23 protein-coding genes are annotated in these 22,447 nt (G+C 27.4%); 18 read left to right on the plus strand and 5 right to left on the minus strand.

The window, feature by feature from the left end; translation table 11 throughout:
• The 5 genes from fabK to fabZ are packed head-to-tail and all read left to right on the plus strand — an operon-like array spanning position 1 to position 4,278.
• Positions 1-945 carry an enoyl-[acyl-carrier-protein] reductase FabK gene (gene fabK, locus JYG23_RS12830; RefSeq protein WP_207236060.1) on the plus strand — a complete coding sequence of 315 codons (945 nt, stop codon included), beginning with the start codon at positions 1-3 and terminating at the stop codon, positions 943-945.
• Positions 933-1,850 carry an ACP S-malonyltransferase gene (gene fabD / locus JYG23_RS12835; RefSeq protein ID WP_207236064.1) on the plus strand — a complete coding sequence of 306 codons (918 nt, stop codon included), beginning with the start codon at positions 933-935 and terminating at the stop codon, positions 1,848-1,850. The genes fabK and fabD overlap by 13 nt, the downstream gene beginning before the upstream one ends.
• A complete protein-coding gene (gene fabG / locus JYG23_RS12840) occupies positions 1,843-2,577 on the plus strand; it encodes a 3-oxoacyl-[acyl-carrier-protein] reductase (RefSeq protein WP_207236066.1) in 735 nt (244 codons plus the stop codon). The genes fabD and fabG overlap by 8 nt, the downstream gene beginning before the upstream one ends.
• A 28-nt stretch (positions 2,578-2,605) precedes the next feature.
• Complete coding sequence (gene fabF / locus JYG23_RS12845; RefSeq protein ID WP_207236070.1) at positions 2,606-3,832, plus strand: beta-ketoacyl-ACP synthase II; 1,227 nt, start codon at positions 2,606-2,608, stop codon at positions 3,830-3,832.
• Positions 3,833-3,861: 29 nt separating this feature from the next.
• Positions 3,862-4,278 (plus strand): 3-hydroxyacyl-ACP dehydratase FabZ, encoded by a 417-nt coding sequence (fabZ, locus tag JYG23_RS12850; protein ID WP_207236076.1) that lies wholly within the window; start codon positions 3,862-3,864, stop codon positions 4,276-4,278.
• Between the two features lie 84 nt (positions 4,279-4,362).
• On the opposite strand, the gene JYG23_RS12855 is transcribed toward fabZ, so the two are convergent.
• From JYG23_RS12855 to JYG23_RS12870, 4 genes are read right to left on the minus strand one after another with little or no spacing between them, the layout of a single operon-like run.
• Positions 4,363-5,301 (minus strand): M48 family metalloprotease, encoded by a 939-nt coding sequence (locus tag JYG23_RS12855; RefSeq protein ID WP_207236082.1) that lies wholly within the window; start codon positions 5,299-5,301, stop codon positions 4,363-4,365.
• A gap of 12 nt (positions 5,302-5,313) precedes the next feature.
• The gene (locus JYG23_RS12860) at positions 5,314-5,868 is read right to left on the minus strand and encodes a LemA family protein (RefSeq protein WP_207236084.1); all 555 of its coding nucleotides are present in this window, start codon (positions 5,866-5,868) and stop codon (positions 5,314-5,316) included.
• Between the two features lie 10 nt (positions 5,869-5,878).
• Positions 5,879-6,208, minus strand: a complete 330-nt coding sequence (locus tag JYG23_RS12865) for a hypothetical protein (protein WP_207236085.1) — start codon at positions 6,206-6,208, stop codon at positions 5,879-5,881.
• On the minus strand, positions 6,209-6,919 hold the full coding sequence (locus tag JYG23_RS12870) for a PspA/IM30 family protein (protein ID WP_207236086.1): 711 nt from the start codon (positions 6,917-6,919) through the stop codon (positions 6,209-6,211).
• 205 nt (positions 6,920-7,124) lie between these two features.
• On the opposite strand from JYG23_RS12870, the gene JYG23_RS12875 reads away from it, so the two are divergent.
• The 3 genes from JYG23_RS12875 to JYG23_RS12885 are packed head-to-tail and all read left to right on the plus strand — an operon-like array spanning position 7,125 to position 9,413.
• Positions 7,125-7,748, plus strand: coding sequence for a histidine phosphatase family protein (locus JYG23_RS12875; RefSeq protein WP_207236088.1), 624 nt, complete (start codon positions 7,125-7,127; stop codon positions 7,746-7,748).
• Between the two features lie 14 nt (positions 7,749-7,762).
• Positions 7,763-8,797: a tRNA 2-selenouridine(34) synthase MnmH gene (gene mnmH, locus JYG23_RS12880; protein WP_207236090.1), complete on the plus strand. Its 1,035-nt coding sequence runs from the start codon at positions 7,763-7,765 to the stop codon at positions 8,795-8,797.
• 1 nt (position 8,798) lies between these two features.
• A complete protein-coding gene (locus tag JYG23_RS12885; RefSeq protein WP_207236091.1) occupies positions 8,799-9,413 on the plus strand; it encodes a histidine phosphatase family protein in 615 nt (204 codons plus the stop codon).
• A 464-nt stretch (positions 9,414-9,877) separates the two neighbouring features.
• Here the strand turns inward: JYG23_RS12885 and JYG23_RS12890 are convergent, their stop codons facing one another.
• Positions 9,878-10,825 carry a helix-turn-helix domain-containing protein gene (locus JYG23_RS12890; protein WP_207236093.1) on the minus strand — a complete coding sequence of 316 codons (948 nt, stop codon included), beginning with the start codon at positions 10,823-10,825 and terminating at the stop codon, positions 9,878-9,880.
• 250 nt (positions 10,826-11,075) lie between these two features.
• Between JYG23_RS12890 and JYG23_RS12895 the strand changes: the two genes are divergently transcribed.
• The 10 genes from JYG23_RS12895 to JYG23_RS12940 all read left to right on the plus strand — a co-directional run bounded on the left by JYG23_RS12895 (position 11,076) and on the right by JYG23_RS12940 (position 22,164).
• Positions 11,076-12,695 carry a hypothetical protein gene (locus JYG23_RS12895; protein ID WP_207236094.1) on the plus strand — a complete coding sequence of 540 codons (1,620 nt, stop codon included), beginning with the start codon at positions 11,076-11,078 and terminating at the stop codon, positions 12,693-12,695.
• A gap of 42 nt (positions 12,696-12,737) precedes the next feature.
• Complete coding sequence (locus JYG23_RS12900) at positions 12,738-12,896, plus strand: hypothetical protein (protein WP_207236095.1); 159 nt, start codon at positions 12,738-12,740, stop codon at positions 12,894-12,896.
• A gap of 125 nt (positions 12,897-13,021) precedes the next feature.
• Positions 13,022-14,653: a hypothetical protein gene (locus tag JYG23_RS12905; RefSeq protein WP_207236096.1), complete on the plus strand. Its 1,632-nt coding sequence runs from the start codon at positions 13,022-13,024 to the stop codon at positions 14,651-14,653.
• A 211-nt stretch (positions 14,654-14,864) separates the two neighbouring features.
• Complete coding sequence (locus JYG23_RS12910) at positions 14,865-15,020, plus strand: hypothetical protein (RefSeq protein WP_207236097.1); 156 nt, start codon at positions 14,865-14,867, stop codon at positions 15,018-15,020.
• 94 nt (positions 15,021-15,114) lie between these two features.
• Entirely contained in the window at positions 15,115-16,473 is a 1,359-nt protein-coding gene (locus tag JYG23_RS12915; RefSeq protein ID WP_207236098.1) for a radical SAM/SPASM domain-containing protein, read from the plus strand.
• A 42-nt stretch (positions 16,474-16,515) separates the two neighbouring features.
• Entirely contained in the window at positions 16,516-17,442 is a 927-nt protein-coding gene (locus JYG23_RS12920) for a M55 family metallopeptidase (RefSeq protein WP_207236099.1), read from the plus strand.
• Between the two features lie 13 nt (positions 17,443-17,455).
• Positions 17,456-19,153, plus strand: coding sequence for an ABC transporter ATP-binding protein (locus tag JYG23_RS12925; protein ID WP_207236100.1), 1,698 nt, complete (start codon positions 17,456-17,458; stop codon positions 19,151-19,153).
• On the plus strand, positions 19,128-20,462 hold the full coding sequence (locus JYG23_RS12930; RefSeq protein ID WP_207236101.1) for a radical SAM/SPASM domain-containing protein: 1,335 nt from the start codon (positions 19,128-19,130) through the stop codon (positions 20,460-20,462). Before JYG23_RS12925 ends, JYG23_RS12930 begins: the two co-directional genes overlap by 26 nt.
• A 106-nt stretch (positions 20,463-20,568) precedes the next feature.
• Positions 20,569-20,715, plus strand: coding sequence for a hypothetical protein (locus tag JYG23_RS12935; RefSeq protein ID WP_207236102.1), 147 nt, complete (start codon positions 20,569-20,571; stop codon positions 20,713-20,715).
• Between the two features lie 87 nt (positions 20,716-20,802).
• Positions 20,803-22,164: a radical SAM/SPASM domain-containing protein gene (locus JYG23_RS12940; protein ID WP_207236103.1), complete on the plus strand. Its 1,362-nt coding sequence runs from the start codon at positions 20,803-20,805 to the stop codon at positions 22,162-22,164.
• Positions 22,165-22,447 lie beyond the last annotated feature (283 nt).

Below are 22,447 nucleotides of genomic sequence, written 5' to 3' on the forward strand. Positions count from 1 at the left end.
ATGATTAAGACACCAATTTGTGAACTTTTAGGCATAAAATATCCTATATTTCAGGGTGGAATGGCTTGGATAGCTGATGGAAAACTTGCAGCAGCAGTATCAAATGCTGGCGGACTAGGAATTATATCTGCCATGAATGCTGGTACTGATTATTTAAAAGAACAAATTGACATTGCAAGGAATTTAACTGACAAACCTTTTGGTGTAAATATAATGCTTATGAGTCCACACGTAGAAGAAATAGCGCAAATAGTAGTTGATGAAAAAATACCCGTGGTAGTAACAGGAGCCGGTAATCCAGGTAAGTATATAAAACAGTGGTTAGATGCAGATATAAAGGTTATTCCAGTAGTAGCTTCAGTAGCTATGGCCAAATTAATGACTCGTGCTGGGGCAAGTGCTATAATAGCGGAAGGTGGAGAAAGTGGAGGACATGTAGGAGATGTAACTACTATGTGTTTGATTCCGCAAGTTTGTGATTCTACAACACTTCCAGTTATTGCAGCTGGAGGAATTGCAGATGGTAGAGGAGTAAGCGCAGTATTTATGTTAGGTGCTCAGGGAGTTCAATTAGGAACTAAATTTTTAGTTGCTAAAGAGTGCTCAGTACACCAAAATTATAAAGAAAAAGTATTAAAAGCTACGGATATTTCCACAATAACTACTGGAAAAAGATTAGGGCATCCAGTTAGAAGTATAAAAAATCCATTTTCTAGGGACTATTTCAAAGCTGAATACTCAAGCATCTCTGAGGAAGAATTGGAGGCTATGGGTGTTGGTTCGCTGAGATTAGCAGCTATAGAGGGTGACGAAAAAAAAGGATGCTTCTTATCAGGACAAATTGCTGGAATGATTACTAAGGAGCAAACTGCAAAGGAAATTATAGAAGAAATATTTGAAGAAACTGAAAAAATATTGAAGGGGGCTAATAAATGGGTAAAATAGCTTTTGTGTTTTCAGGTCAAGGCGCACAACATGATGGTATGGGTTCTGATCTTTATAATAATATAGACCTTGCTAAAAATTTATTTGAGCAATTTGAAGAAATAAAACCTGGAACTAAAAATTTGTGTTTTAACGGTACAAAAGAGGACCTTTCTCAAACTGAAAATACGCAACCTTGCCTGTATGCTGTGGATTTGATAGCAGCGCTATGCCTAAAAGAAAAAGGAATTATACCAGATGTATTAGCAGGATTTTCATTAGGAGAATTAGCTGCATTAAGCTTTGCTGGAAGCATGAGCTATAAAGAAGGCTTTGAAATTGTATGCAAGCGTGGACAGTACATGCAGTTATCTGGTGAAGAAAATGATAGCGTTATGATGGCAGTAGTTAAACTGGATAATGAAACAGTGGAAAATTTATGTAAAAAATATAATCAGGTTTATCCTGTTAATTATAACTGCAATGGGCAATTGGTTGTTTCTGGACTTAGAGAAGAGATGGATTTATTTAAAGTTGATGTCAAAGAAGCTGGTGGTAGAGCATTGCCACTAAGTGTAAGTGGTGGCTTTCATTCACCTTTTATGTCATCGGCAGAAAAAAAATTCAAATCATATTTGGATACTATGAAATTTAACAAACCAGAAATCCCTGTGTATGCTAATTATACAGCTGAAGTTTATACAGAAGATGTTGGTAACTTGTTAGCAAAACAATTACTAAATCCTGTATTATGGCAAAAAACAATTGAACACATGATTGAATGTGGTGTTGATACATTTATAGAAGTTGGTGTTGGTAAAACATTGTGTAAGCTAATACAAAAAATATCTGATAAAGTTAAGGTATACAATGTTGAGGATATGGCAAGCTTAGAAAAAACCTTATCGGAGGTAAAAAATGCTTAATGGTAAAGTTGCAGTAATTACTGGTGGTTCAAGAGGAATTGGTAAGGCAATTGCAATGAAATTAGCAAGCTGTGGAGCAAAAATAGCATTAATTTATGCAGGAAATAGCGAAAAGGCAGAAGAAGCTTGCACAGAAATTCAAGCATTAGGTGCAGAAGTTTTTTGCTTTAAGTGCGACGTAAAAGATTTCAATGCTACAAAACAAACAGTAAAAGACATCAAAGAAAAATTCGGTAATATTGATATATTAATTAACAATGCTGGAATTACAAAAGACGGACTTATATTATCTATGAAAGAGGATAATTTCGATTCAGTCATAGATACAAACTTAAAAGGTGCATTTAATATGATAAAACATACTTCAAACATTATGCTTAAAAAAAGAAGTGGCAAAATTATCAATATTAGTTCTATTGCGGGAATAATAGGAAATGCAGGTCAAGCTAATTATTCTGCTTCAAAAGCAGGTCTAATAGGTTTGACAAAATCAGTAGCTAGAGAGTTTGCGTCTAGAAATATTTGTTGTAATGCAGTTGCACCAGGTTTTATAGAAACGGATATGACCAAATTAATTGATGACCAAAATCCTTTGCTAAAACAAATACCCCTTGGTCATATGGGAAAACCTGAGGATGTTGCTGAACTAGTAGCATTTTTATCAAGTGATAGTGCAAGATATATCACGGGAGAGGTAATAAAAGTAGACGGTGGTTTAGCTATATAAGCCCAATCAAAGTCAATTAGGAGGAAAAATGAAAAGAGTTGTTATAACAGGGATTGGAGCAATAACACCTGTTGGAAATGATATAGATACACTTTGGAGTAGTTTGATAACTGGAAAGTGCGGTATTGGACCTATAACACGATTTGATGTGACAGAACATAAAGTTAAAATAGCAGCTGAAGTGAAAGATTTTGATGCTACGCAATACATAGAAAAAAGCCAAATTAAGAAAAATGATTTGTATTGCCAATACGCTATAGCAGCTGCAACTCAAGCAATGAATGACAGCGGAATAGAAAATCATGTTGAGCCTGAGAGATTAGGAGTATATTTTGGTTCTGGTATAGGTGGTATAATGACCTTTTCTACAGAAACTGAGAAGCTTTTAACAAAAGGTCCAAGAAAGGTTTCTCCACATTTTATTCCAAAGCTTATTGCAAATATTGGAGCAGGAACGATTGCTATAAAATATAATGCGAAAGGTCCTTGCATACCAATAGTTACAGCTTGTGCAACTAGCACAAATACATTAGGAGAGGCATTTAGAGCAATAAAACATGGCTATGCTGATGCTATTATAGCAGGAGGAGCAGAAGCAGCGATAACACCTGTTGGTCTTGCCGGTTTTTCTAATATGCTAGCACTTGCTACAACTGAAGATGTTACGACTGCATCAATTCCATTTGACAAAAGACGTAGTGGTTTTGTTATGGGAGAAGGAGCTGGAGCACTAATATTAGAAGAATATGAGCATGCGAAAAATAGAGGTGCAAAAATATACGGAGAAATATGTGGATACGGTTGTACGTGTGATGCACATCATATCACAGCACCAGATCCAGACGCAGCAGGTGCTACAAGAGCAATAGCTGACGCAATAAAGGAAGCTAATTTTGATAATTTAGACAATATTTATATAAATGCACATGGAACAAGTACTCCACTTAATGATGTATCAGAAACAAGAGCGATAAAACAGGCTTTGAATGAAAATGCAAAGACTGCAATAGTAAGCTCTACAAAATCTATGACAGGACATATGCTTGGTGCCGCTGGTGCTGTAGAAGCAATAGTTTCTTTATTGGCACTTAGGGAAGGAATTATACCGCCTACAATAGGATTATATGAGCCTGATCCTGAATGTGATTTAGATTATGTTCCTAACCAAGCAAGAAAAGCAGATGTAAAATATGCTTTATCTACATCATTGGGTTTTGGTGGACACAATGCTTGCATTGCATTTAAAAGAGTATAGATATTATATATTATAGCTAGGAGAGAAATATGAACAAAAAAGAAATCGAAAATATTTTACCTCATAGGAATTCTATGCTTCTTCTAGATGAAGTGATAGTAGATGATAATAATATTGCACATGGTATCATCAATATTAGAGGCGATGAATGGTTCTTAGATGGACACTTTCCGGAAAATCCGGTAGTTCCAGGTGTTGTGCAATGCGAAATGTTAGCGCAATCTGTATGCGTACTTATGCCTAAGGAAAAAATAAATGGTTGCACACCATATTTTACAGGACTTAATAATGTAAAATTCAAAAACCCTGTTAAACCCGGAGATAAGTTTGAAACTGAATGTGAGATAGTTAAAGAAAAGGTACCTTTTGTATTTGCAAAGGGTAAAGGATATGTAAATGGAAAGTTATGTGTTGTAGCAGAGTTTTCGTTTGCACTTATAAAATAGCAATTATAATTTTATTCATACTATAATAAAAGCAGTAAATTAGTTTAATACTAACTAAATTTACTGCTTTTGATATTCAATATCTTAATACATATTTCTTAAAATTTCTATTCTTTTTTCAATTGGAGGGTGTGTAGAAAATAATCCAATCTTGTGTTTTGGATTGAAAATATACATACATAACATTTCATCTCCACCTAATGAATCAATTTGATCTCTAGAATATTTAGGTGAATAATTTGATATTTTAGTTAAAGCATTCGCAATTCCTTCTGAATATCCACAAATTCTTACAGCGTTGGCATCAGCCATATATTCTCTTTTCCTCGATATAGCTAAATTTACTAGGTTTGCTATGACTTTTATAAACACTGATAATATTAGTCCTGCTATAGCTAAAGCAGCAAATATTGCCGCTGTATTGTCTTTAGAATTGCTTCTTCTACTTCTATGACCAAGTCCATATCTACTCATTCTTAAAAGAATTGTTCCCAGTAAAATAACTGCACTCATCAAATATATTGAAACAGTTGACACTAGAACATCTCTGTGTGTTATATGTGAAATTTCATGTGCAATTACACCCTCGGTTTCTGGTTTATCAAGAAGTTCTAATAGTCCTCTTGTAATACCGACATATGAGTTTTTTAAAGATAATCCACCAGCAAATGCATTTGGGACATCGGTAGGAATGATATAAACTCTTGGCGTATCCCTTAGTCCAGCTGATATTGCTAACCCTTCTACCAAATGAAAAGCTTCTCTTTCTTCTGCATCATCCATGTTTGCTTCATGCCATCTAGTGTTTGCTCCTATAGTGTTTTTACCTGTAAAAATCTGTATAGGCAATAACACAAAAACTATAAAACATCCTATTGCTGCACCCATAGCAATATTATCGTAGAAGTAACCAATGGTAAATGATAATAGAAAAATTAATACTATATATAATATTATTAAAATTACTGTTCGTATTTGATTTTTTCTTACCTGTTCATAGGTAATTACAGTATCACTTGACATAATTAACTCCTATTAAAGTTGATTTATTCTTAAATTATCAGAATAATCTCTTTCTACATCACTAATCTCATAAGTTTCTTCAGCTTTAAAATTAAAAATTCCAGCAAATAATGATGCAGGGAAAGTTTGAATAGATGTGTTGTACTCTGTAACAGTTTTATTATATCTTGTTCTTGCATATGCAATTTTATCTTCTACATTTTTTATATCTTCCATCAATTTCAAAAAAGACTGATTAGACTTTAATTCAGGATAACTCTCTGACATAGCGAAAAGTGAAGGTATCATCTTAGATACACTATCATTTGCCTTCATAGCTTCACCCTTGTTACCTGATAAAAGCATTGAACGCATACTTATGATTTTTTCCAAAGTTTCACTTTCATATTTTGTTTGCATTTTTATAGTATCAACTAAATTAGTCAATACATTTGATTTCAATTTAAGCTGTACATCTATTGATGACCAAGCCTCTTTTATGTAGTTTTTCTTTCTGATAATGCCATTATACATGCCTATAAGAGCTAAAACCAAAATAACTACAATAGCTAAAATAACATAACCCATAATAATTCTCCTATTCCATAATAAAATTTTCTACTTCTTTTTCATTGCTAAGTATAAATGCAGTAATTTCATTGCTTATGCATTCTTCATAATGATTTAATTTTGAGTGAATATATTTTGCCATGTAATATTCACCATCAATTTCTATATAAAAATTAGCTTCTTTTTTTAACTTAGTTTTATTATAATTTAATTTTACGTTTTTACTCTCAATACTTCCTACTTTTTCATCTTTTTTTATAGGCAATGCGCTCAAAAGCATATTGATAAACTCATAAGCTTTATCTCTGTCAATACTTGAAATATATTCTGCAACATAAACCTGTGACAATTTAATCAACTACCCTTCGATTTCTTTTTTTAATGCATCTAAATCAGATTCAACATTTGTACCAAATACTTCTGCTTTAAGTGAAGCTAAATCATCATTGGTTACGCTATTATTATCATATTTTGCAAAATCAGCATCTTTACTTGAATCTTTTTCTAATTCTCTTAATGATTCTATTTTGAATTTTTTAGAATTAACCTTTTCTTCCATTCTATCTAATTCTTCAAACACATTATTTTTAGCTGTTTTAGTTAATACCTTATTTACATTTTCGTTTGCTTGGTTAACTCTATCTTGGGCAACAATATTTTCTTTTCTTCTTTTTGCTTCTTCTATTCTGTCATTTATTTCATCTAGGCTGTTTCTTAGTAAAGTAACTTGTTGACTTTGTTCATCCAAATTTGCTTTTAATTTTTCAGATTGTGCTTTAAAATTATTTCTTTCTTCCAATGCTTGTTTAGCATCATCTTCATTGTTAGCCTTTAAAGCATTTGCAGCTCTATTGTGCCATAAAGTAACCTTTTTATTAGCTTCTTCGCATAAAGCTTCAAGTTTTTTTTCTTCAGCCATACATTTTGCAACAGCTTCAGTTGTTTCTTTCTTCACATTTTCTAAATCTCTAATTGCTTGTTCTACTACAATTTTAGGATCCTCTATTGAATCCAATGCATTATTTGCATAACCCTTTAACAAATTACTAATTCTATTGAATACACCCATTAAAATTACCAACCTTCCTAATATATATTATTTATATTAATAATTGTACAATAAAATAATAATAAATGCAATATGTAAAGTAAATTAAATTTACCACTGTGATATGTTTTTATAAATAATATAAATGTAGGGATAAAATCAACTTACTGTTTACTACAATCATGTTGTGGTATATAATATAATGATATTATGCGTGGAGGTAACTATGATAACAATATATATAACCAGACATGGACAAACATATTGGAATATTGAAAAAAGGCTTCAGGGGCAGGGTAATTCTGAACTAACTGAAAAAGGAATTTTAGGAGCAAAATTGCTTTGTGAAAGATTCAAAGACACAGATATAGATTGTATAATATCAAGTCCTCTAAAAAGAACGATGGACACCTCTGAAATTGTAAAAGGAGACAAAAACATACCCATATATACACTCGATAGTTTAATGGAAATAGATATAGGAACTTTTAGTGGACATACTGTTGATGAAATGAAACTAATTGATAAAAAACTTGTTGAAAATATTTTATCCAATCCATATGAGGTTTGTTATCCAGAAGGTGAAAATTTATTACAGTTTTATGATAGATGCGTCAAATCAATTAAAGAAATTATTGATAACTATGATGGAAAAACAGTTTTAGTTGTTGCTCATGGAGGAGTGCTAAATTGCATTGAGCATTATATGCGACAAGAAATAGTTCCACCTAACTGGGAAGATCAAATTGTTGAAAATTGTAGTTTGACTAAATATGAAATAGATGGTGAAAATATAAAAGAAATACTTTTTAATGATATAGAGCATTTGAGAGTATCATTTGCGCAATAATTTTGGGAGAAAAGATGATTAATGAATTAGAATTTAAAGATTTAAAAAAAGATTGTATTTTAATAGATGTTAGAAGTCCAGGCGAGTACAAAGATGGAACAATAGCAGGAGCTATAAATATACCAATACTTGATGATGAAGAAAGAAAAATTGTTGGAACAACATATACTCAATCAAGTAAAAATGAAGCAAGAAGACAAGGTGTTAAATTTGTTTCACCAAAGTTACCAGAGATATTTGATAAAGTTCTTGAGCTAAAGAAAAAAAATACATTAGTAGTAGTGTTTTGTGCAAGGGGAGGATATAGAAGCACGGCATTTGCATCTATATTTAGTGCAATAGGTGTTAATTTGTTCAAGTTAAAAGACGGTTACAAAGGTTATAGAAAATATGTATTGAACAATATGCCTAATTTAAGTAAAGATATAACATACATTGTTATGCATGGAAACACAGGTGTAGGCAAGACAAATATACTTTATGAACTTAAAAATTCAGAATTTGATATATTGGATTTAGAAGGATGTGCTAATCACAGAGGTTCACTTCTTGGAAGTGTTTGTATAGGAAATTGTAATACACAAAAAACGTTCGAAGCAAATTTATATCAAGAGTTAAGTGATATAAAATCCAAATATGTATTTGTAGAGGCTGAAAGCAAAAAGATAGGAAAATGTGTAGTGCCTGAATATATATTTAGCAGTATGAAAAATGGCATACATATAAATGTTGATGCATCAATACCTTATAGGATTGAAAGCCTTAAAAAGGATTACGTACTAAATGAAAACTGGATTGAGGAATCTATAGCTGCAATTGATAAGCTAAGAAGATATATATCTAATGAAAAAGTAGATGATCTTCAAAACAAGTTAAGAGAAAATAATTTTGATGATGTTGCAGCGTTTTTGATGACAAATTATTATGACCCAATGTATATGCATAAAGCAAATGAATATGATTATGCAGGAAAGTTTATTGCTGAAAAATCAGCCTATAATACTGCATTTGAAATAAAAAAATGGTTTAACGAATATTTTGGAGGATAATATGATTTTATATATTACAAGACATGGTGAAACAGAATGGAATGTACAGAAAAGATTTCAAGGACAAACTAATTCTGAACTTACTTCAAATGGTATAGAAGGTGCTAGAAAACTTGGTGAATTTTTAGTTGGCGAAGATATTGATTTGATTATAGCGAGTCCTTTAAAAAGAACAGTAGAAACAGCAGATATAATAAAGAAAAATATTGATATACCAGTTGTTTATGATAAGAGATTAATGGAAATATGTGCAGGAGATTTAGAGGGACAACAATTTGACATTGCTAGGAAAAAATATGGGACAGTTATGAAGGAGATAAGAAGCTATCCGTTTGTTACACCGTATCCTAGTGGTGAAAGTATCATGGATGTGTATAATAGAATATCACAATTTATAGAAGATATAAAAAAGAAGTATAAGGATAAAAATATTTTGATAGTAACTCATGGTGTGGTTGTTAAATGCATGTATTATTATTTAAATTTTGGACAAATTACAAAATGGGATAAACCATCTATAGAAAATTGCAGTTTAACTAAATTCAAAATAGAAGACAATTGTAACGAAAAAATAATTTTCAATGATGTAAGTCATTTAAGTTTAGTAACAAATTAAAAGCTGTGCAAATTTTAGTGCACAGCTCAGCTTGTCGAAAAAGTCTGCTTTAAAAAGCAGACTTTTTTGATTTCAATAACTAAAGCTAGCCTATGAAGCAAAAAGAAAACTACATTAATTTTGTAATCACATTGCGTGTAGGAAATTGTAACTTCAGTACACTCTATAATGGTCAAATACGCGGGACGGGGTACAGGTCAGTCTACCTTGACCAAAGGGCATTACGTTTAACTTCGTACAATTTCAGCTACACTACATGAATGTTACAAAATTAAATCCGTTTTCTTTTCTAAGTAGATATATTGAAAGCATTGAAAAATCAGTAAAATTTTGTAGCCAATTCAGCTAATATATAGTAAAATATAATAAGGTGATAAAATTGTTAAATAAAGAAAAACAAGCGATAGGATAAATGGTTTTGTTTGCATATAGTTTATTAAAATTTTTGGAGACTTTTTGCCATGTTAATTTGAATTTTGGTCAAATATTTTAGGAAATTCTTTTTTTGCTTTTTCTTCCATCTCGATTGCTATTTTTTCTTTATTGGAGTTTTTATATAGAGTTATGGAACATTGATATGCTTCTCTAGCACCATTATAATCACCTAATTTATATAATGTAAGATATTTTAATTGAAATAAACTTGCAATAAGTCTAGACATATTATTATCAAAAGAATAAGATAGACACTTTTCTATATTTTTTAAAGCTTCATTATAGTGGCCTAAATTGTAGTTAGTATTTACTATTTGGCATAATATTGTTTGATATAATTTTGTAATAAATGAAATAGAGTAATAACTTTGATAAGATTGAGAGAAATAAAATTTTTCAATAGAGTTTAATATAAATTGTGCAATAGTTTTGCTTTCTTCAAATTTATCTAGTTTTCTATAACAACCACAAATAAGATTTAACATTGAATATCCTATATCTGAATATATATTGTTTGCTACTTTTTGCAATGTAAAATTAGGTGATTCCTCTTGTATTCCTTCGATACATATTTCAATAGTTTTATAGTATTCTTCATTAATGTAAAATTCATAAGCAGCTTTTCCATAACACAGATGTGCAAAATTAGTACCTTTTTTAAAATTAGGTTTTTTTTCAAGTTCTTTACAAATAGCATATAGAGTAGTAAAATCTAATTTTTTTATACAACTGATTATATTGTTACAATATTCATGGTCTTCAAAACATTCATAATGATAAAAATTTTTGTAAAATTTGTTTAAATCTATATTAAATTTTGCAGACAAATGATGTAATATATATACCGATGGTTCGTTGATGTTTTTTTCTATTCTTTCTAGCTGCTTTTCAGAGCATATACCTGAACATAGTTTTTTTCTAGTAAGTTTATAAGAATTTCTTAAATTTTTCAGAAAATCTCCAAAAGTATTTTCCATAATTATCCCCTATTAATAACAAAAATAAATATAAATTGATGTCAATAGACACATGTGTCTATTGACTATAATCGACAATATTATACAATAATATTATAAAAGTGTCAAATTAATACAAGATTTGGAGAATATATGAAAAAAATGTAGAATAAAAATGTATTTTGGAAATTTTCCAAAAATGTCATGATAAAATGTAAAAAATTAAAATATAATAAATAACAAAATATCAATATGTATTAGGGGAAAAAATATGAAAAAACTATTACTATTACTATTAATAATATCAACATTAGTGTTTAGTGCTTGTGGCAAAGAGGATTTACCATACACTACTGAAAAAATAGAGGCACCAGAAGAATCTGCATCAAAATATGTCATGTATGATCCAATTGATAAGATTGAAGATACAAAATGGAGAGATATGACTTTTGAATCATTTAAAACTAAGAATATAACATATTGGTTTGACAACTCTGTTGAAATGGATAAAAGAGTAAAATATGTATCTGATACATATATGGCTATAAATTATTTAGTAGAAAAATATAACTTAACTGATATACCTGAGTACTACATAAGTTCTGATTTCTATAACCATATTGAAAAGGATGCTGTATACCTTAAATTAGACGAAGAAAGTAGTTGCATAGAAGAATTTATAATTCAGACTATGTTTAAATTAACTGATACAAAGTGCAATTATGGCTTAATATATGGAATTTCAAAGTCTATTGAAGATGAATTAAATACAATTGCAAGTAAGCAGGAGATTATAGAAAATTCAGATATATCAACATTTATAGAAAAAAATACAGAGGTTATGGATTTAACATTACCTGTATTTATAACAGAATATTACAAAGAAGAAGATATAGAAAAGACAAAATATATAGCAAAAGAATTAGTAAAATATATGTCTGAAAAGCATGGAGAGGACAAGCTTGAAGAGCTTCTATTAAGCTCATCGAAGTTAACACTTGACTTTGATAAGGAATACAAAAAATATTGCGATGAATGGCTAAAAAGTATAGGTTGCAATGTAGCATTACAGGACGAAACATTGCCTGTCAGATATGAGATATATGGAGATGAGCATTATCCAATTGCAATAGTAACAGAATGGATGACATACTGCTTTCATAGAGAATTTAAGGATAGAGATTCAGAAATGACAGGGTATAACGGAACATATCAGGATATTAAGGAATGCATACATACACTTGAAAAAGATATGAAAGATGTAAGAGACTATATTCCGGTTGAATTTACAAAAGAAGATGCTGATGGATATAAAACCTTTTTTAATAATTTTGTTGAACTTAATAATTATGAATCTTTAAGCTGTTACGATAAAATAGATTGTCTTACTTTATTGGATTATATTCATGAATATGCACATACAGTATCATTGGTAAATCATAGATTCTATTCAACTGATGAACTATTGATAGAAGGAATAGCTGAATATTGTTTAAATAAATTTAGCAATTATAGTAAAGAAATAGATAAAAGTTGTTTAAATGAGTTTAGTAAAAGCCAAGATGCTAATAATCAATTAATATATAAAATTTATAGTCAATTTGCTAATGAGAATAAGGGTAAAGTGGATGATTTTACTTTATGTGAGATATTTTTTTATCAAAATTACAAAAATTCTAATATAAACGTAATGGAGGATGATTATTTTTATCTATATTATTTTGGACCTATATTTACTAATTATTTAATATCAAACTATGGTATCAATAAATATATGGGAGTGTTTAATGATTTTGCTGAATTTTCTACGTGTTACAAAAAATCATTTCCCAACATGAAACAGGAAGTCTTAAATTATTTAATTGACAAATATGATATATATGCAAAATAAAACATATTTTGATTTATATATAATTTGATAAAGGAGGAATATATGGAAAATTTAACTGATGTAATATGGAATAGTGAAGAAGAAACAGAAGATTCTATTAATCGAATGGCTGAACCTGTTGATCCTGTGTTAATATTGGATTGTATGATAGTTACAACACCTGGTAGAATATACAAATGTAAATTTTCATGTAGATTGTAAGCTAATTCTTCATTATAAAGGAATTCAATAAAACTATATATTATTTTATATAGTTTTATTGAAATAGTCATAGTATTTCAAGTAAAACTCAAACGTATATATTAAGTGTGAAGGATAGGATAAATATGAAAAAACTAATACTTTTAATAATAATAATATCAACATTAGTGTTTAGTGCTTGTGGCAAAGAAGATTTACCATACACTACTGAAAAAATTGAAGCACCAGAAGAATCTGCATCAAAATATGTCATGTATGATCCAATTGATAATATTGAAGACACAAAATGGTGTGATATGACTTTTGAATCATTCAAAACTGATAATATAACATATTGGTTTGACAGCACAGTTGAAATGGATAAAAGAGTAAAATATGTATCTGATACATATATGGTTATAAATTATTTAGTAGAAAAATATAACTTAACTGAAATTCCAGAGTATTATATAAGCCCTGAATTCTATAACCATATTGAAAAAGATACTGTATACCTTAAATTAGACGAAGAAAGCAGTTGCATAGAAGAATTTATAATTCAGACTATGTTTAAATTAACTGACACAAAGTGCAATTATGGATTAATATATGGAATTTCAAAGTCTATTGAAGATGAATTAAATATAGTTGCAAGTAAGCAGGAGATTATAGAAAATTCAGATATATCAACATTTATAGAGAAAAATACAGAGGTTATGGATTTAACACTACCTGTATTTATAACAGAATATTATAAAGAAGAAGATATAGAGAAGACAAAATATATAGCAAAAAAATTTGTAAAACATATATCTGAAAAGCATGGAGAGGACAAGCTTAAAGAGCTTCTATTAAGTTCATCAGAGTTAACACTTGACTTTGATAAGGAATACAAAAAATATTGCGATGAATGGCTAAAAAGTATAGGTTGCAATATAGCATTACAGGACGAAACATTGCCTGTCAGATATGAGATATATGGTGATGAGCATTATCCGATTGCAATAGTAACAGAATGGATGACATATTGTTTTCATAGAGAATTTAAGGATGAATGTGCAGAAATAACAGGATATAACGGAACATATCAGAATGTGAAAGAATGTATACATACCTTTGAAAAAGAGATGAAGAATGTAAGAGACTTCTGGCCCGGTAAGTATACAAAAAAATATGTAGAAGGTTATGTGAGCTATTTTAATAATTTTAATAGTTTTAATGAAATACACACACAATCAACTAGCCATTTAGATAAAATTATATGTCTTAGATTAATAGATTATTTACATGAATATACTCACACAGTATCACTTTCTGAATTTGGTTATAGTGGAGTTACTGATAAATTTATTTATGAAGGATTGGCACAATATTGCTTATATGAACTAAGTAATTATTATCGTGAAGTAGAATTAGGGCATTTAGTAGAAACTAAAAATGCAAATGACGGTCTACTTAAAAAAGCTTATTATATATATAGCAAATGCTATGGAGAAGATATTTCTGATTTTAACACATTAAATTTTTGGGAAATTGTTTTTTATGTAAATTACAGGCAAAAAGGTAAAATGCTATTAGAAAAGAAAAATTATTATTATTTCTATAGAATTGGTCCATTATTCACCAACTATTTAATATCTAATTATGGCATTGACAAATACGTATCAGTGTTTAAAGATTTTGCAGATTTTTATATATGTTATCAAAAATCCTTTCCAGATATGAAACAGGAGTATATTGATTATTTATTTGAAAAATATGAGCCATATTATGAATAATTGTAAATAGTTTTATATTGTGTGTGCTTACTTGTTGTTAGTTAATAATTAGCATTTTAGGTTGTATTTATTTAACATCTAAATTGTATGGCTTTGTGTTGATTATTTTCTATATATTGATTTTGAATTTGCCATGATCATAAATTGCAATAATGCAATATTTTTGGAATATAAATTATGGCTGTATTAAACAATGATAGGAGGTGAAAACATGGAAACGTTAACATCGTTAATTTGGAGTGATGAAGAACAAGGACAAGAGATTGTACCTAATATTTCAACTACACCAGAAATTGTGCTTAACTGTTCAAAAGTTGTCCACCCTGGTGGTGTAGTAGCTTTGTGTACTTGGTGGAGTGCTCAATAGGAATCGCAATAAATATAAAAGCTTTTATATTAAATATAAAAGCTTTTATATTTATTTGAAATAATACTTACTATTATACCAGGGAGATATAAAAATGGTTATATTAAAAAATATAATAATTAAATTTGAAGATAAAGTTCTAATAATGAATTTAATATCATTTAGAAGAAAATTTATTTCATATGATGAATTGGATTTACTCATTTCTATAGATACAAAATTAAAAAACAATGAAACAAGTTTTAGTAATGAAGAAAAAACTTTATATAATAATTTGATTAATGAGAAACAAATATTAAATGAGGAAATAATAGAATCATTTGATAAGCAAATGAATGAAATTAGAAAGCAAAAAATAAAAGATATTGATTATAATATTGGTGAATCTATACAAATAAATATTACAGAAGAATGTAATTTTAATTGTGACTATTGTTACCAAAAAAAATATTCTTTAAATAATAGAAAATTAAAAATTGTTGATATTAAAAATATTAGAAAAGTTTGTGAAGAATATGTTAAAAATAATAATTATAAATATCAAATAAGCAAAGTGATAATTAGTGGTGGAGAATCCATTTTAGAGAGTAATATACCAATAATTTGGGAAATAGCAAATACATTTAAGGAAGCTAAGCTTGAGCTATTAACAAATGGTTTCAATTTATCAAAATTCTTTTTTGATTTACCATTATCAAGAATAGAAAAAATGCAAGTAAGCCTTGATGGTGATAATAATATAATATCAAATTTATCATTAAATGGGAAAAACGTAAATGTTTATGACAGAATAATAAATGGAATTAAACTAGCATTAGAAAATAATATAAATATTACAATAAATTCTATGATTAATTTAGAAAATGCAAATAATATTGAAAATTTTATAAAAAATTTGGAGAAAAACAATATATTAAGTAAAGTAAGACTTGTTTTTACTCCTATATTTAGCTTTTGTAGTGAAATAGAAATAGATACTAATTTCTATGATGAAAATGAATTTATTACTTGTTATAAAAAAATAGGTGAAATTACAAAGAAATATAATAATATTATTATGCAGAACTTTAAGTGTTTATCACCTTTAGAGAATCTACTTCTAAGGGAACTTAACCTAAAGCCTACTTACGGTTTTTGTCGTTGTAACTGGGACACAGGCTTAGTGTTAGTATTTGGTGCTGATAGAAGAATATATTGGTGTGCTAAGACAGATGATACAGTTGGTGTCGTTGGTGAATTTGGAGATAGTATATATATTGATTCTGATAAAGTGAAAACAATACTTAATAGGGGAATATATAACATAGAAGAATGTAAAAAATGTGACTTTAGATATGTATGCAATGGAGGATGTATTTTATATAGTTATAGTAAATCAAAAAATATTAATACTCCATATTGTGGCTGCTTTAAAAATGAAAAAATTTTAAATAATCTGCCAAAATTACTATAATAGAAACACTTTTTATAAGTTATATAAAGGGAAGGCAATAAAATGAAGGAAAATATACTTATATTAGCAGACATGGAAGGAATAATAGGTATTTACGATATGTCTGACAAGGATAAATGCAAAAGTTATATGGAAACAGAAATAAAATTATTACTTGATGAGTTAATTAGTAATGATGAATTTGAAATATATTTTTGTGATATACATGACAATGGAGAAACAACTTCTGAACTATATTCATTGTATCCAACAGTAAATTTTATAAAATGTTATTGGAATATTGATTTTAAAATAAAATATGACTATGCAATGTTAACAGGATTACATGCGAAAAGTGGTATTGGTGTTTTGGCACATTCATTTAGAGATGAGATAAAAAATGTGTTTTTAGGAGAAAGAATTGTTGGAGAAATAGAAGTATTTATTAATTTATTAGCCTATTATAAAATACCAACAATTTTTGTAAGTGCTGATGAGCAAGCAATGAATGAAATACCTAGCTATGTTGTTTCTACAAACATTAGCAAAAGTAGCCTTGATAAAGAAAAAGTAAAAAATAATTTGACTAAAAAGTATAAAGCATATGTAAAGAATTTAAGATATGGGTTATCACATAGAGATAGAGCTAAATATAAATATAACTCAGATAGTGTGCAAATAGAGTTACAAGATAATAATTTACTACAATATTTAGAAGATAGTGGAATTTATACTAAGTCAAATATGATATATATAAATGATAATGTTAAAATAATGGATAATTTATTGAAAGTAGCAAATTTAATGAATACTTATTATAAAAATGAATATGTGAAACTATTGAAAAAATTAAGAGAAAAGTTTAGAAATTGTGATTTTAATAATATAAAAAGTAAAAAGATGAAAAGGATATTATCTATTCCTTTACAAAACTTAAGTCTTGATGATCTGAAAATTGTAAACGCAGAATTAGAAAAAATATTTTATTAGAATTAGAGGTTATATGATAAAAATAATTAAGGTGTTTAGATGTTGCTTACAGCATTTTGTTATGTATAAATGGCAGTTTATATTCTCAAATTTATGCATTTTATTGAGATTGGCTATTTCTATAATACAACCAATAATTTATGCAAAATTTGTTACATCTTTATATGCGATGGACAAAAATGGTATGATATTAAATTTACTATATATTATAGGGTTTTATTTAATAGGTATGTTTTTCATGTATATTGGCAGTAAAGTAGATATAAAAATTAAAAAAAATGTTGCAATTGATATCAAACGTAAATTAATGAAATGTACTTTAACATCCAGACAAACAATTTTAAATGACTATGCAATGGACAAGCTAATGTCTATAATGTACAATGATTCTCTAACTGCTAGAGATTATGTATATACAATATGTAGTTATATTAAAGATGTTCTTAACGTAATAGTTGTAGGTTTTATAATAATGAAAATTAATTTTGTATTATCAGTAATTGTAGTATTAGCTTTTCCATTAATTATATTTATTAATAAAAAGTATGCTGCAAAAATAAATAAAATTAGTAAAGAAATATATAAAGATACAGACAACTTAGTTGGCATAATTAATAAAAATGTAATGAATATGAATGATATAAAATATAGCAATTCAATAAGAACAATACTCAAACAGTTTGAAGAGAAAACAAAAATATTCAATATAAAATCAATATATTGTGATAATTTAAAATTAAATAATTCAATTTTATCTAGTTTAATAAGTTTTATTGGTAATATGGTATTTCTTTTTTTAGGGGTATATTTTATTACAAATGATAAAATACAAGTTGGCATGTTTATAGCATATTTGTCATATTCCAAAATATTTACAAGTTCATTGTTTTCGATAACGACAATGAATGCAAATCTGCAACAACAAGTAGTTTCAGCTGAAAGAGTAAACTGTTTTTTAGACAAATGTAAAATAGGTATAAGTAAAAATGAATTAGAATTAATAGATGTTGATAATGTTGAAAATATAAAAATAGATGATGTGGTATTAGTAAAAAAAGGTAACACAATATTCAATAAACAGTCATTGAATATTAATTCAAATAACATAGTAAAATTAATAGGTCAAAATGGGTGTGGAAAAACATCTCTGCTAAATTTAATTGCTAATATTTATGACGCAAATGGTGGAAAAATTAAATTTAATGATGTAAATGTTAATCAAATCAAATTCACAAGTATAGTTAAGAATATAACATATGTAAGCCAGATACCTATAATGTATGAAATGACAATTAAACAGAATCTTTTAATGTCAAAGGAAACTGAAAATATAGACGATAAAAAATTGATGGAAATATGTTCTGAATTTTCAATACTTGATGATATTTTAAATATGCCAAATCAGTTTGAAACGTATATAACTGAGGATTTTAATTTATCAGCAGGACAGAAGAAAAAAATACAATTAATAAGGTGCATATTAAGAAATACATCAGTTATCCTCTTTGACGAACCTCTTGCAAATACAGATAATGAATTCAAAATTCATTTTAATGATTTAATAAATAAATATTGCAAAAATAAAATAGTAATAGTGGCAACACATAATAGTGAATATTTAAATGATTATGATACTTTAGTAAATATAAATAATAAAAATATAATTGTTAACTATGGGGGTAAAAATGAAACTAACAAAATATATGGTTAAAATAGACTTGAAAACAAAGGATAATAAATATTTAATAATTAATACAATATATGGTGCCGTAAATGTTGTAGAAAATAAATATTCAAATATAATAGATAAATGGATTGAAGAAGATAATATTGTTCCAAAATCTGATGATGAAATAAAATTGTATGAATTTTTATCCAAGTCAAAATATTTAGCAAGTGAAGAGGAAGAAGAACAGCAAAAAAATGCGCTGTTAACAAAGTTGCGATCAAAACACATAGAAAATATGAAAAACATAAATTCAGTTACATTTATATTAACATATAATTGTAATTTTAAATGTCCATATTGTTATGAAGGTGATAATAAAAATCGTATTAAAGTTATTACAAAAGAAATGGTAGATAGAGTATTTGAAATGCATAAAAATATAGAAAAAATAAACTTTTTTGGCGGAGAGCCATTACTGCTTAGTAATATAGATATTATCAAATACATTATTTCAAAGGCTCCTAATGCAACATATTATGCATTTACAAATGGGTATTATTTAAAAGAATATATGGATGTTTTAATAAATATCAAAGTTGAATTTATACAAGTCACATTAGACGGAGATTCAAATATACATAATAAGACAAGAATATTGAAAAATGGTGGTCAAACATTTGATAAAATAATGGAAGGTATTGATTTATGCCTAAAAAATAACATTTCAATTAAAATAAGAATGAATATCTCTAATGACAATGTAGACAGTTGCTTAAAATTAAGAGAAGAAATGTTAAATAAATATAAATGGACAGACTTATTAAAGTTTGAATTGCAGCCTATTTATCAACTTGAAGAAAAAGAAAGGATAGAGGTTGAAGATAAAATTTATTGGAATAAGAAAGATTTAGAAAGTGGTAATGATAAGTCTTTAAATATAAATAAAAATATTATATTAAACACAGCATCGCCTTTAATTAAAGCATTGTTATTGAAATCAGGGAAAATATATCCCAAATATTGTAATTGTGGTGCAGAAGAGAATAATAGGTATTATGATGCAGAAGGAAATATATATACATGTTTAATTGCAGTAGGTGATACTAAAAAGGCTGTGGGAACATATTACCCTGAATATAAACTAAAAGAAAATAGCTTTCTAAATCGAAATATTGAAACTATAAAAGAGTGTAAAGACTGTAAACTTGCTTTTTTGTGTGGTGGAGGTTGTGGGAATGTATTAAAAGAAGATGATAATTGCTTAAGACCTAATTGCAGTCAAATTATGAAAGAGTTGTATGTAAATATTCCTAAAATCTATAATAACTTTTATGAGGTAGAGAAAAAGTAGTCAAAAAATATTAATATTTAAATAGTAGATTTATAATATATTATCTGAAATATATTATTTTGAAATATATTATTTTCTAAATCAAAATTGTTAAGGAGGTATAAGAATGGAGACATTAACTAGTTTAATTTGGAAAGATGAAGAAATCGAGACAGATGGTATTGATGATCCTGTAATAGTTCTAGATTGTACTCATCATAATGGTGGAACAATTGGCACCAATCCCGTTTGTACGTGGTGGTCAAAAAACTAATTAATTGTACAAAAGCTTTTATATTCAATATAAAAGCTTTTGTATTGTAATAAGGTTAATAGATAAAAAAATTATGGAGAATGAAAAATGGTTATTTTAAAAAATATTATTATCAAATATAAAGAAAAAGTTTTAATAATGAACTTAATAACATTCAGAAGAAAATTTATTTCATATGGTGAGTTAGATTTGCTAATTTCTATATATACAAAATTAAAAAATAATGAATCACATTTTAGCTATAAAGAAAAAACTCTGTATGATAATTTGATTAATGAAAGACAGATATTAAGTGACGAAATTATAGAGTTATTTGATAAAAAAATGAATGAAATAAGAAAACAAAAAATTAAAGATATTAATTATAACATTTCTGAATCTATACAGATAGATATAACAGATGAATGTAATTTTAATTGTGTATACTGTTATCAAAAAAAATATTCTTCAAAAAATCGTAGATTGGAAATTAAAGATATAAAAAATATTAGGAAAGTCTGTGAGGAATATGTTAAAAAAAATAATTATAAATATAAAATCAATAGAGTAGTAATTGCTGGTGGAGAATCTATATTAGAGAACAACATACCAATAATATGGGAAATAGCAAATACATTTAAAGATGCAAAGCTGGTTTTGTTAACAAATGGTTTTAACTTATCTAAACTTTTTTATGATTTGCCATATACTAGAATAGCAGAAATACAGGTAAGTCTTGATGGTAATAACAACATAATATCAAATTTATCACTAAATGGACAAAATATAAATGCATATGAAAGAATAGTAGATGGAATAAAATTAGCGATAGAAAATAATATAAATATTATAATTCATTCTTTAATTAATATAGAAAATGTAAATAATATAGAAAACTTTATTAATGATTTGGAACAAAATAATATATTGAATAAAATAAAACTTGTTTTTTCTCCTATATCTAATTTTTGTAGTGACGTGGATATAGATACTAGTTTCTATAGTATAGATAAGTTTATTGATTGTTATAGAAAGTTGGGAAAAATACAAAAAATGTATAATAATATTATTTTAGAGGATTTCAAGAGCTTGGTTTTATTAGAGAATAACATTATTAGAAAAATAAATGAAAAACCTAATTATAGGTTTTGTCGTTGTATCTGGGAAAAAGGTTTAGTGCTAGTCTTTTCAACTGATAAAAATATATATTGGTGTACAAAGACAGATGATAATGTTGGAGTAGTTGGAGATTTTATAAATAATATGTCTATTGATATTGATGCAGTTAAAGCAATACTTAATAGGGGGATATATACTATAGAAGAATGTAAAAAATGTGATTTTAGATACGTATGTAACGGAGGATGTATTTTATATAGTTATAATAAATTAAAAAATATTAATACTCCATATTGTGGTTGTTTAAAAAATGAAAGAGTACTAAATAACCTTCAAAAGCTTTTGATTTAAACATGTATTATTATGATTTAGTTAATATTGATGTAAATGTTAATTTCAAAAGGAAATCAAAATGTATAAATTTTACGAAATGCTATAAAAATAAACAATCTATTAAATTACGGGATAATTAATATGATTATAATAATTTTATATAATAATTAAAAAACCTTGACCAAAGGGCATTACGTTAATTCGTAGAAAACATAGAATAGAAATTTGTTGTTAAAATTTTCCAAAAACATCATGGTAAAATGTAAAAAAATTAAAATATAATAAAAGACAAAATATCAAT

It is taken from the genome of Sedimentibacter sp. zth1 (assembly GCF_017352195.1).
Taxonomy (GTDB): Bacteria; Bacillota; Clostridia; order Tissierellales; family Sedimentibacteraceae; genus UBA1535.

Excerpts from the sequence above, each read along its gene's own strand:
- fabK (WP_207236060.1), top strand. The coding sequence starts at position 1 with ATGATTAAGACACCAATTTGTGAACTTTTAGGCATAAAATATCCTATA.
- fabD (WP_207236064.1), top strand. The coding sequence starts at position 933 with ATGGGTAAAATAGCTTTTGTGTTTTCAGGTCAAGGCGCACAACATGAT.
- fabG (WP_207236066.1), top strand. The coding sequence starts at position 1,843 with ATGCTTAATGGTAAAGTTGCAGTAATTACTGGTGGTTCAAGAGGAATT.
- fabF (WP_207236070.1), top strand. The coding sequence starts at position 2,606 with ATGAAAAGAGTTGTTATAACAGGGATTGGAGCAATAACACCTGTTGGA.
- fabZ (WP_207236076.1), top strand. The coding sequence starts at position 3,862 with ATGAACAAAAAAGAAATCGAAAATATTTTACCTCATAGGAATTCTATG.
- JYG23_RS12855 (WP_207236082.1), bottom strand. The coding sequence starts at position 5,301 with ATGTCAAGTGATACTGTAATTACCTATGAACAGGTAAGAAAAAATCAA.
- JYG23_RS12860 (WP_207236084.1), bottom strand. The coding sequence starts at position 5,868 with ATGGGTTATGTTATTTTAGCTATTGTAGTTATTTTGGTTTTAGCTCTT.
- JYG23_RS12870 (WP_207236086.1), bottom strand. The coding sequence starts at position 6,919 with ATGGGTGTATTCAATAGAATTAGTAATTTGTTAAAGGGTTATGCAAAT.
- JYG23_RS12875 (WP_207236088.1), top strand. The coding sequence starts at position 7,125 with ATGATAACAATATATATAACCAGACATGGACAAACATATTGGAATATT.
- mnmH (WP_207236090.1), top strand. The coding sequence starts at position 7,763 with ATGATTAATGAATTAGAATTTAAAGATTTAAAAAAAGATTGTATTTTA.
- JYG23_RS12885 (WP_207236091.1), top strand. The coding sequence starts at position 8,799 with ATGATTTTATATATTACAAGACATGGTGAAACAGAATGGAATGTACAG.
- JYG23_RS12890 (WP_207236093.1), bottom strand. The coding sequence starts at position 10,825 with ATGGAAAATACTTTTGGAGATTTTCTGAAAAATTTAAGAAATTCTTAT.
- JYG23_RS12895 (WP_207236094.1), top strand. The coding sequence starts at position 11,076 with ATGAAAAAACTATTACTATTACTATTAATAATATCAACATTAGTGTTT.
- JYG23_RS12900 (WP_207236095.1), top strand. The coding sequence starts at position 12,738 with ATGGAAAATTTAACTGATGTAATATGGAATAGTGAAGAAGAAACAGAA.
- JYG23_RS12905 (WP_207236096.1), top strand. The coding sequence starts at position 13,022 with ATGAAAAAACTAATACTTTTAATAATAATAATATCAACATTAGTGTTT.
- JYG23_RS12910 (WP_207236097.1), top strand. The coding sequence starts at position 14,865 with ATGGAAACGTTAACATCGTTAATTTGGAGTGATGAAGAACAAGGACAA.
- JYG23_RS12915 (WP_207236098.1), top strand. The coding sequence starts at position 15,115 with ATGGTTATATTAAAAAATATAATAATTAAATTTGAAGATAAAGTTCTA.
- JYG23_RS12920 (WP_207236099.1), top strand. The coding sequence starts at position 16,516 with ATGAAGGAAAATATACTTATATTAGCAGACATGGAAGGAATAATAGGT.
- JYG23_RS12925 (WP_207236100.1), top strand. The coding sequence starts at position 17,456 with ATGATAAAAATAATTAAGGTGTTTAGATGTTGCTTACAGCATTTTGTT.
- JYG23_RS12930 (WP_207236101.1), top strand. The coding sequence starts at position 19,128 with ATGAAACTAACAAAATATATGGTTAAAATAGACTTGAAAACAAAGGAT.
- JYG23_RS12935 (WP_207236102.1), top strand. The coding sequence starts at position 20,569 with ATGGAGACATTAACTAGTTTAATTTGGAAAGATGAAGAAATCGAGACA.
- JYG23_RS12940 (WP_207236103.1), top strand. The coding sequence starts at position 20,803 with ATGGTTATTTTAAAAAATATTATTATCAAATATAAAGAAAAAGTTTTA.